This window comes from Streptomyces sp. NPDC032161 (assembly GCF_040636995.1).
In the GTDB taxonomy this organism is placed as follows: domain Bacteria; phylum Actinomycetota; class Actinomycetes; order Streptomycetales; family Streptomycetaceae; genus Streptomyces.
On record NZ_JBEZVN010000038.1, the window covers coordinates 30,247 to 45,108 of the forward strand.

The 14,862-nt window shown below is 71.0% G+C and carries 10 protein-coding genes and 1 pseudogene; 6 read left to right on the forward strand and 5 right to left on the reverse strand.

The features are described 5' to 3' along the window. Positions 1 to 89: 89 nt before the first annotated feature. The 4 genes from AB0E67_RS31880 to AB0E67_RS31895 all read left to right on the forward strand — a co-directional run bounded on the left by AB0E67_RS31880 (position 90) and on the right by AB0E67_RS31895 (position 8,232). Positions 90 to 1,595: a cytochrome ubiquinol oxidase subunit I gene (locus AB0E67_RS31880; RefSeq protein WP_362033318.1), complete on the forward strand. Its 1,506-nt coding sequence runs from the start codon at positions 90 to 92 to the stop codon at positions 1,593 to 1,595. A 17-nt stretch (positions 1,596 to 1,612) separates the two neighbouring features. Beyond that, the gene (gene cydB / locus AB0E67_RS31885) at positions 1,613 to 2,614 is read left to right on the forward strand and encodes a cytochrome d ubiquinol oxidase subunit II (RefSeq protein WP_362033321.1); all 1,002 of its coding nucleotides are present in this window, start codon (positions 1,613 to 1,615) and stop codon (positions 2,612 to 2,614) included. Between the two features lie 91 nt (positions 2,615 to 2,705). Next, positions 2,706 to 6,245, forward strand: coding sequence for a thiol reductant ABC exporter subunit CydD (gene cydD / locus AB0E67_RS31890; RefSeq protein WP_362033323.1), 3,540 nt, complete (start codon positions 2,706 to 2,708; stop codon positions 6,243 to 6,245). A 280-nt stretch (positions 6,246 to 6,525) separates the two neighbouring features. Further along, positions 6,526 to 8,232 (forward strand): GAF domain-containing protein, encoded by a 1,707-nt coding sequence (locus tag AB0E67_RS31895; RefSeq protein ID WP_362033326.1) that lies wholly within the window; start codon positions 6,526 to 6,528, stop codon positions 8,230 to 8,232. 213 nt (positions 8,233 to 8,445) lie between these two features. Here the strand turns inward: AB0E67_RS31895 and AB0E67_RS31900 are convergent, their stop codons facing one another. Then, entirely contained in the window at positions 8,446 to 9,291 is an 846-nt protein-coding gene (locus AB0E67_RS31900) for an HAD hydrolase family protein (protein WP_362033329.1), read from the reverse strand. A 123-nt stretch (positions 9,292 to 9,414) separates the two neighbouring features. On the opposite strand from AB0E67_RS31900, the pseudogene AB0E67_RS31905 reads away from it, so the two are divergent. After that, a pseudogene (locus AB0E67_RS31905) lies at positions 9,415 to 9,525 on the forward strand (LLM class flavin-dependent oxidoreductase); the annotation flags it as partial. A gap of 127 nt (positions 9,526 to 9,652) precedes the next feature. Here AB0E67_RS31905 and AB0E67_RS31910 read toward each other — a convergent pair. Beyond that, a complete protein-coding gene (locus AB0E67_RS31910; protein ID WP_362033332.1) occupies positions 9,653 to 9,886 on the reverse strand; it encodes a hypothetical protein in 234 nt (77 codons plus the stop codon). A gap of 360 nt (positions 9,887 to 10,246) precedes the next feature. On the opposite strand from AB0E67_RS31910, the gene AB0E67_RS31915 reads away from it, so the two are divergent. Then, the gene (locus tag AB0E67_RS31915) at positions 10,247 to 11,149 is read left to right on the forward strand and encodes an LLM class flavin-dependent oxidoreductase (RefSeq protein WP_362033335.1); all 903 of its coding nucleotides are present in this window, start codon (positions 10,247 to 10,249) and stop codon (positions 11,147 to 11,149) included. Between the two features lie 156 nt (positions 11,150 to 11,305). Here the strand turns inward: AB0E67_RS31915 and AB0E67_RS31920 are convergent, their stop codons facing one another. From AB0E67_RS31920 to AB0E67_RS31930, 3 genes are all read right to left on the reverse strand, one after another. Further along, positions 11,306 to 11,848, reverse strand: coding sequence for an RNA 2'-phosphotransferase (locus tag AB0E67_RS31920; protein WP_362033338.1), 543 nt, complete (start codon positions 11,846 to 11,848; stop codon positions 11,306 to 11,308). Between the two features lie 165 nt (positions 11,849 to 12,013). Further along, the gene (locus AB0E67_RS31925; protein ID WP_362033341.1) at positions 12,014 to 12,994 is read right to left on the reverse strand and encodes a MerR family transcriptional regulator; all 981 of its coding nucleotides are present in this window, start codon (positions 12,992 to 12,994) and stop codon (positions 12,014 to 12,016) included. Continuing rightward, positions 12,991 to 14,772 carry an SDR family oxidoreductase gene (locus AB0E67_RS31930; protein ID WP_362033344.1) on the reverse strand — a complete coding sequence of 594 codons (1,782 nt, stop codon included), beginning with the start codon at positions 14,770 to 14,772 and terminating at the stop codon, positions 12,991 to 12,993. The genes AB0E67_RS31925 and AB0E67_RS31930 overlap by 4 nt, the downstream gene beginning before the upstream one ends. Positions 14,773 to 14,862 lie beyond the last annotated feature (90 nt).

Here is a 14,862-nt window from a genome sequence, read left to right on the forward strand (position 1 = left end):
TTCACAAGCATGTCCTGTTCTTCCCGTGATTAGTCAGACTTAACGGGCAGAATGCTCGTGTGATCACGGCGATGTAAGGAGAAGGCGACGTGGAGCTAGCGCTGGCGCCGGAAACACTGGCGCGTTGGCAGTTCGGGATCACCACCGTCTACCACTTCCTGTTCGTTCCGCTGACGATCTCTCTCGCCGCGCTCACCGCGGGCCTGCAGACCGCCTGGGTGCGTACGAACAAGGAGAAGTACCTCAGAGCGACGAAGTTCTGGGGCAAACTCTTTCTGATCAACATCGCCATGGGCGTGGTCACCGGCATCGTCCAGGAGTTCCAGTTCGGCATGAACTGGTCCGACTACTCGCGGTTCGTCGGCGACATCTTCGGTGCCCCGCTCGCGTTCGAGGCGCTGATCGCGTTCTTCTTCGAGTCCACGTTCATCGGGCTGTGGATCTTCGGCTGGGACAAGCTTCCGAAGAAGATCCACCTCGCCTGCATCTGGATGGTGTCCATCGGGACCATCCTGTCCGCCTACTTCATCCTGGCGGCCAACTCCTGGATGCAGCACCCGGTGGGCTACCGGATCAACGAGGAGCGCGGCCGGGCCGAGCTGACCGACTTCTGGCACGTACTCACCCAGAACACCGCACTCGCCCAGTTCTTCCACACCATCACCGCCGCCTTCCTGGTCGGAGGCGCGTTCATGGTCGGCATCGCCGCATTCCACCTGGCGCGCAGGAAGCACATCCCGGTGATGCGGACCTCGCTGCGACTCGGACTGGTCACGGTCGTGATCGCCGGACTCCTCACCGCCGTCAGCGGTGACCAGCTCGGCAAGGTCATGTTCAAGCAGCAGCCCATGAAGATGGCCGCCGCCGAGGCCCTCTGGGAGGGGGAGGACGGGGCGCCCTTCTCGGTCTTCGCGGTCGGTGACGTGGCCAAGGGCCACAACACCGTGGAGATCTCCATCCCCGGCATGCTGTCCTTCCTCGCGGACAACAGCTTCACCTCGCACGTCCCCGGCATCAACGACATCAACAAGGCCGAGCAGGAGAAGTTCGGCCCCGGCGACTACCGGCCCAACATCCCGGTCGCCTTCTGGAGCTTCCGCTGGATGATCGGCTTCGGGATGGCGTCCTTCGCCCTCGGCCTCCTCGGGCTGTGGATGACGCGCAGGAAGTTCATGCTGCCTCCCGCGCTGCGCACCGGCGAGGACGAGGTACCGCATCTGGTCCTCTTCAAGAACAAGGCACTCAGCCCCAAGTTCGCCAGGTGCTACTGGATCCTGTCGCTCTGGACCATGGCCTTCCCGCTGATCGCCAACTCCTGGGGCTGGATCTTCACCGAGATGGGCCGCCAGCCCTGGGTGGTCTACGGAGTGCTCCAGACCCGGCACGCGGTCTCACCCGGCGTCTCGCAGGGCGAGGTGCTCACGTCGATGATCGGCTTCACCCTGCTCTACGCCATCCTCGCGGTGATCGAGGTCAAGCTGCTCGTGAAGTACATCAAGGCCGGGCCGCCGGAGCTCACGGAGGCCGACCTCAACCCGCCCACCAAGATCGGCGGCGACGAGCACGCCGACCGGCCGATGGCCTTCTCCTACTGAGGCCGAGGAGCTGAGAGATGGAACTCCACGACGTCTGGTTCGTGCTCATCGCCGTCCTCTGGACCGGCTACTTCTTCCTGGAGGGCTTCGACTTCGGGATCGGGATCCTCACCAAACTGCTCGCCCGTGACCGCAAGGAACGGCGGGTCCTGATCAACACGATCGGGCCGGTCTGGGACGGCAACGAGGTGTGGCTGCTCACCGCGGGCGGCGCGACCTTCGCCGCCTTCCCCGAGTGGTACGCCACCCTGTTCTCCGGCTTCTACCTGCCGCTGCTGATCATCCTGGTCTGTCTGATCGTGCGGGGCGTCGCCTTCGAGTACCGGTCGAAGCGCCCCGAGGACCGGTGGCAGACCAACTGGGAACACGCGATCTTCTGGACCTCGCTGATTCCGGCCCTGCTCTGGGGCGTGGCCTTCGGGAACATCGTGCGCGGCGTGAAGATCGACGCCGGCAAGGAGTACGTGGGCAACTTCTGGGACCTGCTCAACCCGTACGCCATCCTCGGCGGACTGGTCACGCTCACCCTCTTCACCTTCCACGGCACCGTGTTCGCCGGACTCAAGACGGTCGGCGACATACGGCACCGGGCGCGCACACTGGCGCTGAAGCTCGGTGGGGTCACCGCGGTGCTCGCGCTCGGCTTCCTGATCTGGACCCAGATCGACAACGGTGACGGCTGGAGCCTCCTGGCGATGATCGTCGCGGCGGTGTCGCTGGTCGCCGCGATCGGCGCGGTCGCGGCGGAGCGCGAGGGATGGTCGTTCGCGTTCTCCGGAGTGACGATCGCGGCCGCCGTCGCGATGCTCTTCCTGACGCTCTTCCCGAACGTCATGCCGTCCTCGCTGAACGACGCCTGGAACCTCACGGTCTCCAACGCCTCGTCCAGCCCGTACACGCTGAAGATCATGACCTGGTGCGCGGGGATCGCCACCCCGCTCGTCCTGCTCTACCAGGGCTGGACCTACTGGGTGTTCCGCAAGCGCATCGGTACGCAGCACATCGCCGAAGCGCACTGAGCGCATCGGGGGCCTGTCCGGCAACCGGCCCTGAACCGCCGGGCAGGCCCCGTCCTGGTCCACCGACCCAGCTTTATGGGGGCTGTTTCACGTGAAACCGATCGACCCGCGTCTCCTCCGCCACGCCCGAGCCACCCGCTTCTTCCTGGCGGCCGTGGTGGCACTCGGAACGGTCGGGGCGGTGCTGGTCGTCGCCCAGGCCATGCTCATCGCCGACATCGTGGTGGGCGGGTTCGAGGACGGGCTGACCGCCTCCGGGCTGCGGACCCCGCTGATCCTGCTCGCAGCGGTCGCCCTCGGCCGGGCCCTGGTCTCCTGGCTGACCGAACTGGCCGCGTACCGCGCCAGTGCGGCGGTCAAGTCCGAACTGCGCGGCCGGCTCCTGGCGCGTGCCACGGAGCTCGGGCCCGGCTGGCTGAGCGGCCAGCGGTCCGGCTCCCTGGTGACGCTCGCCACCCGTGGTGTCGACGCGCTCGACGACTACTTCGCGCGCTATCTGCCGCAGCTCGGACTCGCGGTGGTCGTTCCGGTGGCGGTCCTGGCGAGGATCGTCACCGAGGACTGGGTGTCGGCGGCGATCATCGTGGTGACGCTTCCGCTCATCCCGCTCTTCATGATCCTGATCGGCTGGGCCACCCAGGCGCGGATGGACCGTCAGTGGCGGCTGCTGTCCCGGCTCTCCGGGCACTTCCTCGACGTGGTCGCCGGGCTGCCGACGCTGAAGGTCTTCGGCCGGGCCAAGGCGCAGGCCGAGTCCATCCGGGCCATCACCTCGCAGTACCGGCAGGCCACGCTGCGGACCCTGCGGATCGCGTTCCTGTCGTCCTTCGCCCTGGAACTGCTGGCGACCCTCTCGGTGGCCCTGGTCGCCGTCACCATCGGCATGCGGCTCGTGCACGGCGAACTCGACCTCTACACCGGCCTGGTGGTGCTGATCCTGGCCCCGGAGGCGTATCTGCCGATCCGCCAGGTCGGAGCGCAGTACCACGCCGCCGCCGAGGGGCTCTCGGCCGCGGAGGAGATCTTCGCGGTCCTGGAGACCGAACCCCGCAAGGGCGGCACGGCGGACGTCCCGGAGCCGCTGCGGCTGGAGCTGGAGGGCGTGACCGTACGGCACGAGGGCCGAGCCGCGCCCTCCCTGGACCGGGCCTCCCTGGTGGTGGAGGAGGGGGAGACCGTCGCCCTGACCGGCCCGAGCGGCGTCGGGAAGTCCACTCTCCTCGATGTGGTGCTGGGCTTCACAGCGCCCGACGAGGGGCGGGTACGGGTCGGCGACGTCGACCTGGCGGCACTGGACCTGGAGCGCTGGCGTGAACAGATCGCCTGGGTTCCGCAGCGCCCGTATCTGTTCGCGGGCACGATCGCGGAGAATGTGCGGCTGGCCCGGCCGGACGCGGACGACACGGCGGTCATGGCGGCACTGCGGGACGCGGGGGCGCACGACTTCGTCGCCCGGCTCCCGGACGGAGAGCTGACGGTTCTCGGCGAGGACGGCGCGGGGCTTTCCGCCGGTCAGCGCCAGCGGCTCGCGCTCGCCCGCGCCTTCCTCGCCGACCGCCCGCTGCTGCTGCTCGACGAGCCGACCGCGAGCCTGGACGGCGAGACCGAGGCGGGGATCGTCGAGGCGGTACGCAGGCTCGCGGTGGGGCGGACCGTGCTGCTGGTCGTGCACCGGCCCGCGCTGCTCGCGGTGGCCGACCGGGTGGTGGCCCTCGAACCGGCCGCGGATTCCGGCCCGGCGGAGGCCCGGAAGACGGGGCCCGGAGACGCGGCCCCGGCGCCCCGACAGTCGGCGGCGCGCGACGAGGGACCCGACGAGGCGCCGGAGACCGAGGAGTCGCGGCACCCCGGAGGCCGCACCGGACACGTCCTCGCCCGGGTCCGGAAGGCGGCGGGGGCGCGTCGCGGACAACTCGCGCTCGCGCTGCTGCTGGGCAGCCTCGCCCTGGGCTCGTCCGTCGGGCTCATGGCCGTCTCCGGCTGGCTGATCTCCCGTGCCTCCGAACAGCCCCCGGTGCTCTACCTGATGGTCGCCGTGACCGCGACCCGTGCCTTCGGTCTCGGCAGGGCCGTCTTCCGCTACGCCGAGCGTCTGGTGTCGCACGACGCGGTGCTCAGGATGCTGGCCGAACTGCGCGTGGCGGTCTACCGGGGCCTGGAGCGGATCGCACCGGCGGGGCTGCGCCGGACCCGCCGCGGGGACCTGCTCTCCCGACTGGTCGCCGACGTCGACGCCCTCCAGGACTACTGGCTGCGCTGGCTGCTGCCCGCGGGGACGGCGGTGCTCGTGGGAGCGGCCACTGTGGGATTCGTCGGCCTGCTGCTCCCCGCGGCGGGCGCCGTGCTGGCCGTCGGGCTGCTGCTGGCGGGGGCGGGGGTGCCGTGGATCAGCGGCGCCTGCTCCGGTCAGGCGGAACGCCGACTGGCCCCCGCCCGCGCCGACCTGGCGACCCGGGTCACCGATCTCCTCGGCGGGACCGCCGAGCTGACCGTCGCGGGCGCACTGCCCGCCCGGGCGGAGCGGGCCCGGGAGGCCGACGGGGTGCTGACCCGGATCTCGGCCCGTGCGGCGGCCGCCACGGCACTCGGCGGCGGCCTCAGCGCCCTGATCGGCGGTCTGACCGTCGTCGCCACCGCGCTGGTCGCCCTGCCCGCCGTGCGGGACGGGCGGCTCGCGGGCGTGGAACTCGCGGTCGTCGTGCTCACGCCGCTGGCCGCCTTCGAGGCGGTGACCGGGCTGCCGCTGGCCGTGCAGTTCCGGCAGCGGGTGGAGCGGAGCGCGGAGCGGGTGTACGAGGTGCTGGACGCCCCGCTGCCCGTACACGAACCGGACAGTCCGGCGCAGGCCCCCGACTCGCCCTTCCCACTGGAGGTACGCGGGCTGTCGGCCCGCTACCCGGGGGCGGAACGGGACGCCCTGGACGCCGTGGACCTGACGCTGACGGCGGGCCGGCGCATCGCCGTCGTCGGACCGTCCGGCTCGGGGAAGACGACCCTGGCGCAGGTCCTGCTCCGCTTCCTGGACGCCCGCGCGGGCACGTACCTGATCGGTGGTGTCGACGCCTCCGCGCTGGAGGGGGACACGGTCCGGACGTTCGTCGGCCTGTGCGCCCAGGACGCACATGTCTTCGACAGTTCCATCCGGGAGAACCTGCGACTGGCCTGTCCCGGGGCGACGGACGGGGAGCTGCGGGCCGCGCTCGAACAGGCACGGCTGCTCGACTGGGCCGAGGCGCTGCCGGAAGGACTCGACACCCTCGTAGGCGAGCACGGCGCACGCCTCTCGGGCGGTCAGCGGCAGCGGCTCGCGCTCGCCCGCGCCGTTCTCGCCGACTTTCCCGTACTCGTCCTGGACGAGCCCGCCGAACACCTCGACCTGGCGACCGCGGACGCCCTGACCGAGGACCTGCTGGACGCGACCCGGGGACGTACGACGGTGCTGATCACCCACCGGCTGCGGGGGCTCGAAGCCGTCGACGAGGTGCTGGTGCTGGACGCGGGCCGGATCGTGCAGGCCGGTCCGTACGCCGATCTCGCCGCCGAGGAGGGGCCGTTGCGGCGGATGCTGGAGCGCGAGAACGAGGGCGAGGGCGCGGGGCCGGTGCGGGCCGTCGCGGGCGTTCCCGCGTGAGCGCGCACGCGCCGGCGGTCCGGACGCAGCTCGCCGGGCACGGCGATGGCGTTCCCGGGTGAACGCGCACGCGCCGGTGCGTGCACGAGCGGGGGAGTGGCCGGGTGCGGGCGGGGCGGAGACCGCGGGGCGGGGAGCCGGGTGGGCGTGTGCGGTACGGGGAGACGGGCCTAGTGGTGCGAGGAGACGGGTGAGGTATGGGGAGACAGGCGCGCGGGCGTTGACCGGGCGGGGAAATCGCCGAGTTTCCTCCCCAACCGGTACTAACTAGTCTCGGGGTATGTCTCAGCAGGACCCGAAGGACCCGCTCGAAGCCGCGACCGAGGCGCCCTGCGGCCTGCGGGGCCTGTCCGCCGAACTCGCTGCCCGCGTACCGGAACTGCTGGAAGCCATGCGCTTCGTCGGCACAGGCCTGGAGCTGCATTCCACCCTCGACCGGATCTGCGAGACGGCGGCCGAACTCGCCCGTTGCCGCTACGCGGCCATCGGCGTCGTCGACGAGGAGGGCACGGGGCTCGCCGATTTCGTCACCCACGGCGTCCCCGACGAGGTGGCCCGTGCGATCGGCCGCCGTCCCGACGGGCACCGGGGGCTGCTGGGAGCGCTGATCCACGACCCGGCTCCGCTGCGGCTCGCCGATCTGACGGCCGATCCGAGGTTCGCCGGGTTCCCCCCCTGCCACCCTCCGATACGGACCTTTCTCGGAGTCCCGATCCGGGTGCGGGGCGAGGTCTTCGGGAACCTCTACCTGGCCGAGAAGGAGAACGGGGGCGAGTTCGGCGGCGACGACCTGCACCTGGTGCGGGTGCTCGCCGCGGAGGCCGGAATCGCCATCGGCAACGCCCGGCTGTACGAGGCCGCCCGTCAGCGCGAGCGGTGGATCGACGGTTCGGTGGCCGTGACCACCGCCCTGCTCTCCGGCGGTGATGCCGACGAGGCGCTCTCCGTCGTCGCCGAACAGGCCAGGCACCTCGCCGCGTCCGCGGCCGGGATCGTGCTGCTGCCGGCCGCGGAGGGCGGGCTGGAGATCGTCGCCGTCTCCGCGGACGACCTCGCCGTGCCCCTGGGGGTGATCATCGGGCCGGAGAGCCCGGTGGCGGCGAAGCTGCTGGCCGGCGAGGCGGTTTTCGTGGACGACTCGGCCACCGATCCCCGGGCGACCACCGGGCTCGCCGCCCTTTTCGGCCCCAGCATGCTGCTGCCCCTGCACAGCGGCGGCCGGGTGCTGGGGGCGCTCGCCACCCCCCGCGCCCGCGGCGCACGACCGTTCACACGGGCCGAACGGACCCTCGCCACGCAGTTCGCCTCGCAGGCCGCGCTCGCGCTGATGATGGCGGAGGCCCAGCGGGACCGGGAACGGCTCGCGGTGTACGAGGACCGTGACCGGATCGCCCGTGATCTGCACGACCTGGTCATCCAGCGGCTGTTCGCCACCGGGATGACACTGGAGAACGCCCAGCGCACGTCGGCCGTGCCCGAGGTGCGGACCGGCGTCGGCCGGGCGGTCGACGAACTGGACGTGACCATCCAGGAGATCCGCACCGCGATCTTCGCGTTGCAGCAGGAACCGGCGGAGGCGCCGTCCGGGCTACGCACCCGCGTCCTGCGCGAGATCAACATGGCGGCGGTGCCGCTGGGCTTCAAGCCCGCGCACCGCTTCGTCGGTCCGGTCGACTCGCTGGTCGGCGAACTGACCGGGAAGAACCTGATCGCCGCCTTGCGCGAGGCGCTGTCCAACGCCTTCCGGCACGCCGGGGCCTCGGCGATCGACGTGGTCGTCGACGCGACCGCCGCGCTGCCCGACGGGAGGGACGCGGTGCGCCTGTCGGTCGCCGACAACGGTGTGGGCATCCCCGAGGGCGGACGGCGCAGCGGGCTACGGAACCTGGCCCGCCGGGCGGAGTCGCTCGGCGGCGCGAGCTGGTTCGGCCCCGGCATCGGGGCGGACGGGGGCGGGACGACGGTGGTGTGGGAGGCCCCGATCTGAGCGAGGCCGTGGGCGGTCACCGACTTCAGAGCCGGACCGCCGGGGCCGTGAACGACGGCGGGCACGGAGCCGGACCGCCAGGGCCCGCGGCGGTCATGGGACCCGGGCCGGACCGCCGGGGCCATGGGCGGTCGCGGGCGTGGGGCCGGAACGGCCGGGGCCGGGTTCCGGCAGCGCACTGTCGCGTGCGGTCAGTGCGCCGTGCCCGGAGGGTCACAGCTTGGCGAGGATCCGCTCGATGACGATCGCGACACCGTCCTCGCCGTTGGTGGTGGTGCGACCGGTGGCGGCGGCGAGCGCGGCGGGGTGGGCATTGCCCATCGCGTACGACCTGCCCGCCCAACGGAGCATCTCCACATCGTTGGGCATGTCGCCGAAGGCGACGACCTCGGCGGGCGAGATGCCGCGCTCGGCACAGCACAGGGCCAGGGTGCTCGCCTTCGACACCCCCGGCCCGCTGGCCTCCAGCAGGGCCGTGGGGCTGGACCGGGTGAAGACGGCCCGGTCCCCGGCCGCGGCGCGGGCGAGGGCGAGGAACTCGTCCGGAGCCAGTTCCGCGTGATGGGCGAGGAGCTTCAGCACGGGGGCACCGGCGCCCGGCGCCTCCTCGCGAAGCAGCTTCTCGGCGACGGCGACGGTGGCGCCCGGGTCCAGGTGGAGCGGCGGGTAGGCCGGTTCGTAGTGGATACCGCTGGTCATCTCGACGGCGAAGGAGGTGCCGGGAGCGGCGGCACGCAGGGTGCGCACGGCGTCGAGGGCGATGTCGCGCCCCAGCGGGCGGACCTTGACCAGCTTGCCGTCCGCGTGCAGATCGGCGACGGCGGCGCCGTTCGCGCAGATCGCCAGCCCGTGGCCGTGCACATGGTCGCTGACGACGTCCATCCAGCGGGCCGGGCGTCCGGTGACGAAGAAGACCCCGATCCCGGCCTCCTCGGCGGCGGCGAGCGCGGCGATCGTGCGCTCCGAGACGGTCTTGTCATCACGCAGCAGGGTGCCGTCGAGGTCCGTGGCGATCAGCCGGGGGACGGCAGGCGAAGGCATGTCGATAGCTGAGGTCACCCGCCCATTCTCGCGTACGGGGGTGCACGGCCGTGCGCAGGGGCGCACATATGAGGATGCGCGCCCCTGACCGGGGAACATGCTTGAGGCATATGTCAATCACTGCCCGGGGAGGTCACCGGTCACTTGTCCTGGCGGTCCTTCCAGGACGGCCCGTGGTTCGGCGCGGTGCCCACCCTTAGCGCCGCCGCGACGGCCACCGAGCGGCTCCGCTTCGGCACCCTCGTCACCTCGGTCAAGCCGTGTTCACCCATCGCAGCCCGACCTGTGACTTCAGCGTCATCCGCTCGTGCGCCAAGGTCTGGACGGCGGCAGCACCCTGGTCGACGAGGGACTGGACTGAAGCTGTGACAGAGGCCGGTCAACTCACGCCCATGCCGCGATCCGGCCACCGACCGCGCTCCTCGCGCATCGCGTTGATCTTCCGGGAGGCCTGGAGGAACGAGTAGTCCGCCCGGCCGTCGTCGGCCGACGATGTGCGGGATTCCTTGTCCATGGTCAGGTGTCGCGAAAAGCTGTTCGGATCGTCCCCGAATTCGTAGCGGACCAACTCCGCGTCCTCGAAGATCCTCCGGAAGTAGACGAGTGCGGCCACTACCACTCCCCCCAAAGGCCTTCCCGCTTGTTCGGTGGTAAGGAATCGCGCCAACTGTGCGTTTCGAGGGCGACCCGATGCGCTTCCTGGTAGGTCGCTCCGGGGTCCCGAAGACAGGTGAGCGCGGCCGGCTCGTGCCCCAGCAGGAGTCTGTCCTCGGGCAGGGAGTTCCCGGATCTCCAGTGAATCCACGCGTCTGTGATCTCCGCATGGGCCTCGAACTTGCGCACGACGACCTTGTGCCGGCCTGTCACCCCTGGCTGTTCGATCCGAAGCACCTCGGACTCATCAGGCCCCGGCCACAACGAGAGCCCGCAACGAGATGTCGGCTGTCCGCTGGACGGACGTAGGCTCGGGGACATGAGCCTGCGCCTGAGCACCGTGATCCTGCCCGTCGACCGCTGGCACCAGGGTGGCCGCGCCACGTGGCAGCGCGCCGAGGAACTCGGCTTCCACGCCGCGTACACCTATGACCACCTGTCCTGGCGGTCCTTCCGGGACGGCCCGTGGTTCGGCGCGGTGCCCACCCTCACCGCCGCCGCGACGGCCACCGAGCGGCTCCGCCTCGGTACGCTCGTCACCTCGCCCAACTTCAGGCATCCGGTGACCCTGGCCAAGGAGCTGATCTCGCTCGACGACATCTCCGGCGGGCGGATCACCCTCGGCATCGGGGCCGGCGGCAGCGGCTTCGACGCCACCGCACTCGGGCAGGAGGCGTGGACGCCGAAGGAGCGCGCGGACCGGTTCGGCGAGTTCCTCCCTCTGCTCGACCGGCTGCTCACCGAGGACGCGGTCACCCACCAGGGCACGCACTACTCCGCGCACGAGGCCCGCACCATCCCCGGCTGCGTCCAGCGCCCCCGGCTCCCGTTCGCGGTCGCCGCGACCGGGCCGCGCGGGCTGAGGCTCGCGGCGCGGTACGGCCAGGCGTGGGTGACGACCGGCGATCCGAAGCTGTACGAGGAGGGGACCCCGGAGCAGTCGGTGGAGGCCCTGCGCGTGCAGGCCGAGAAGCTGGGCAAGGCGTGCGCGGAGGCCGGCCGGGACGTGGCCGAGCTCGACAAGGTCCTGCTGACCGGCTTCACCCCGGACCGGGGCCGCCCGCTGGAGTCCGTGGACGCCTTCGTGGACTTCGCGGGACGCCACCGCGACCTCGGCTTCACCGAGATCGTGATCCACTGGCCGATTCCCGACTCCGACTTCGCCGCGGACGAGAAGGTCTTCGAGCGCATCGCCACCGAGGGCGTGGCGCAGCTCGGCTGAGCTGCGCTTCTTCGCCGGGCCCTACGTCGCGGAACGGCGGGGACGAACGGCAGTGCCCGCACTCGTCCGCACCGCCCCGGGACGGTTTCCCGACGTCTCCGGGGCCCGTGTTCCTCGTCGTCCGGCCCGGCACGACGAGGGCGATGCCCTGCGGGTTCAGCCACGCAGGCGCAGGAACGAGGGCGGCACGGCGGCGGTGAGCCAGACGCCGTTGGCGCTGGCGTAGAAGGTGTGGCCCGCACGGTGCATTGCGCCGGCGTCCACCGACAGGACGACCGGACGGCCGCGACGTGCTCCGACCCTGGTCGCCGTCTCGCGGTCGGGCGAGAGATGGACATGTGTGCGGTCCATGGGGCGCAGGCCCTCGCTGCGGATCGCGTCCAGCACACGGCCCACGGTGCCGTGGTAGAGGTACGCGGGCGGATCGCAGGGCGGCAGGCCGAGGTCCACGGGGACGGTGTGGCCCTGGCTGGCGCGGATGCGGCCGTTCTCGACGGCGAAGCGCTGCTTGTCGTTGACGGCCACGACATGATCGAGCTCGGCACGGGTGAGGGAGAAGCCCTGGCGCGCCGTGGCGCGCAGCAGCTCGTCGATCGGCACCCATCCGTGGGCGTCGAGCGTGATCCCGATTCGCTCCGGTCGATGTCGCAGGTGTTTCGAGAGGTATTTGGACACCTTCACGGTGCGTTTTTCATCCATGTCCTCAGCCTGCCCGGGCTGTTTCCGGGGCGCATCCGCATTTCATAGTGATTCACTGAAGCAATTTTATTTGCTTCGGTAATTTTTCCTCCCAGGTTTGGTCCACAGTCAACTCGACTTACTCACAGGCTTGTTGACGGCTTTTTGGGCAAGGGGGCTGGAAGATCAGGTGATTTGGTCAACAGGCGCTGTTTTGACCTCGGATGAGATGAGTGCGTCCAATGTTCTTGCCTGTACCTCTCGTTCGGTGGCTGCCGTGACGAACGCCGAGACGTTGTCCGTGCCAACCAGTTGCCGAACACGGCGAATTGTCTCCCTGGTAACGGGCACCGGAGTCGCTTCGGGTGCCGAGGAGCCGGGGGCGGGTGCCGCGTGCGTGCTCAGGTGATGACGCAGGTGGAGCGTGGCGAACGTCCGCATGGCCCGGGCGAGTTCCGCGTCCACCGTCTGCTGGGCGAGCGGGCGCAGTCTGCGCACCATGGCGGCGGCATCTGCCGCGTCCGCCTCCGTGGGCGGACGATGGCCCAGGTAGCGCGCGAAGATGTGTTCATCGGTGAACTCCAGGAAACGCGCCGCTATTTCCTCCACCTGCCCTCGAAGTTCCCGCAGGTGTGCGGAGATCGCGCGCAGTGGAACACCGGCCTCGTGCAACTCCACCGCCACAGCGAGTTCCTGCGGGCTGGGAACCAGGAATTCGTCGTCCCGGCCCGGGACGCGCTCCAGCACGCCGAGGTCCACCGCCTCGGCGACCGCCTCGTCGTCCGGGCTGCCGCCGAGCCGGGCGTCCAGCTCGGCCCGCGTGATCCGGCCGGCCCGTTCGTCCGTCCAGGGGCCGTGCACCTCGGCGACGAGACCGAGCACACCGCCCAGACCGCGGCCGGCGTCCCAGGCGTCCAGCAGCTCCTTGATGCTGGCCAGGGTGTAGCCGCGATCCAGCAGGTCCGCGATCTGCCGGAGCCGGGCCAGGTGGCTGTCCCGGTACACATTGGCCCGGCCGCGCCGCTCCGGCGTCGGCAGCAGTCCGCGGTCCTGGTAGGCGCGGATCGTGCGGACCGTGGTTCCGCTGGCATGGGCCAGGTCCTCGATCCGGTACTCGGCGGCGGACCGCTCCGCCGCCGCGGACGGCGACCGCCCGGCGCCGGTCACAGCGGCGGCTTCAGACGGGCGATCCCGCGCAGCGCGCCGGGACTGAAGCGGGCCAGGAGCCGGGCGCCGCGGGCCTCCGGGGTCACCGGCACGACGGCCTGGTTGCGCACCACGGCCTTGAGGACGGCGTCGGCGACCCGCTCCGGGGGATAGTTGCGCAGCCCGTACATCCGGACGGCCCGCTTGCGCAGCCGTGTCTCCTCCGCGGTGTCGGCACCGGCGAAGCGCGCGGTGGCGGTGATGCCGGTGTTGACGATGCCGGGGCAGATCGCGCTGACCCCGATCGACCGGTCGGCGAACTCGGCCCGCAGGCATTCGCTGAGCATCAGCACGGCTGCCTTGGAGGTGCTGTACGCGGGCAGGGCGCGGGAGGGCTGATAGGCGGCGGCGGAAGCGGTGTTGACGATGTGGCCGCCCTGGCCGCGCTCGGCCATCTGTCTGCCGAAGATCCGGCAGCCGTGGATGACGCCCCACAGATTGACGTCGAGGACGTTCCTCCAGTCCTCGCTCGTGGTCTCCAGGAATGAACCGGACAGGCCGATCCCGGCGTTGTTGACCAGGACGTCGACGATTCCGTACTTGGCGGCGACCTTGTCGGCGAGCTTCTCCATCGCCTGCTCGTCACTGACGTCGACCGCTTCGCCCCAGGCGGCGGGGGACCCGATCAGCCGGGCCATCTCGGCCGTCCTGGCCGCCCCCTCCGCGTCCCGGTCCACGGCCACCACTCGGGCACCCGCCTCGGCGAAGGCGAACGCGGTGGCCCGGCCGATGCCACCGGCCGCGCCCGTCACCAGGACCAGCTGCCCGGCGAACCGGTCCGCGTACGCGCCGGTCGGCTCGGTGTCGCGCACCGGCCGGCCGCTCTCCTGCGACGCCTCGTTGGCGGCGACGAACTCGCTGATCCAGGAGGCGAGACGGTCCGGCCGGGTGCGCGGCACCCAGTGCTTGCCCGGCAGCGTGCGGCGCAGCAACTGCGGTGCCCACAGCTCCAGTCGGTCGTACAGCTTCTCCGAGAGGAAGACGTCACCGGTCGGCGTGATCAATTGGACCGGCACGTGCGCGTAGGCGTCGGTGCGGGGCCGACGCAGCCGGGCCCGCACGTTGTCGCGGTAGAGCCAGGCGCCGTGCGCCGCGTCATCGGGCAGGGAGGGCGTCGGGTAGCCGTCCGTGGGCACCTTCTCCAGCCGTCGCAGGAGTTCCGGCCACCGTTTGCCGAGCGGACCGCGCCAGGCGAGCTCGGGCAGGACCGGGGTGTGCAGCATGTAGACGTACCAGGACTTGGCCCCTTGGCCGAGCAGCTGTCCCACCCGGCGCGGGGTGGGCCGCGTCATCCGTTGTTTGATCCAGTGCCCGAAGTGGTCCAGCGAGGGCCCGGACATCGAGGTGAACGAGGCGATCCGGCCCTCGGTGCGCTTGACCGTGACGAACTCCCAGGACTGGACCGAACCCCAGTCGTGCCCGACCAGATGGACCGGACGGTCCGGGCTCACCGCGTCGACGACGGCCAGGAAGTCGTCGGTCAGCTTCTCCAGGGTGAAGCCACCGCGCAGCGGCCTGGGCGCGGTGGACCGGCCGTGACCGCGCACGTCGTACAGCACCACGTGCCACTGTTCGGCCAGCTGCCGCGCCACATCCGCCCAGACCTCCTTGCTGTCCGGATAGCCGTGGACGAGGACGATCGTCGGCCGCTTCTCGTCGCCCAACTCGGCCACGCACAGCTCGATTCCGCCCGTGCGGACCCGGCGCTCCCGCGCCCCCGTCAGACCCTGCGGACTCATGCCGCTCTACCTTTCTTCTGGGATCGCCCCAGCCATTCGTAGGGTTGTGGCACCCAGGGGAGCCGGGTGTGGCTTTCATGCCGCTGCCGT

Bases quoted from the DNA above. Each gene is read 5' to 3' on its own strand.
- cydB (WP_362033321.1), top strand. From the start codon at position 1,613: ATGGAACTCCACGACGTCTGGTTCGTGCTCATCGCCGTCCTCTGGACC.
- AB0E67_RS31895 (WP_362033326.1), top strand. From the start codon at position 6,526: ATGTCTCAGCAGGACCCGAAGGACCCGCTCGAAGCCGCGACCGAGGCG.
- AB0E67_RS31915 (WP_362033335.1), top strand. From the start codon at position 10,247: ATGAGCCTGCGCCTGAGCACCGTGATCCTGCCCGTCGACCGCTGGCAC.
- AB0E67_RS31920 (WP_362033338.1), bottom strand. From the start codon at position 11,848: ATGGATGAAAAACGCACCGTGAAGGTGTCCAAATACCTCTCGAAACAC.
- AB0E67_RS31930 (WP_362033344.1), bottom strand. From the start codon at position 14,772: ATGAGTCCGCAGGGTCTGACGGGGGCGCGGGAGCGCCGGGTCCGCACG.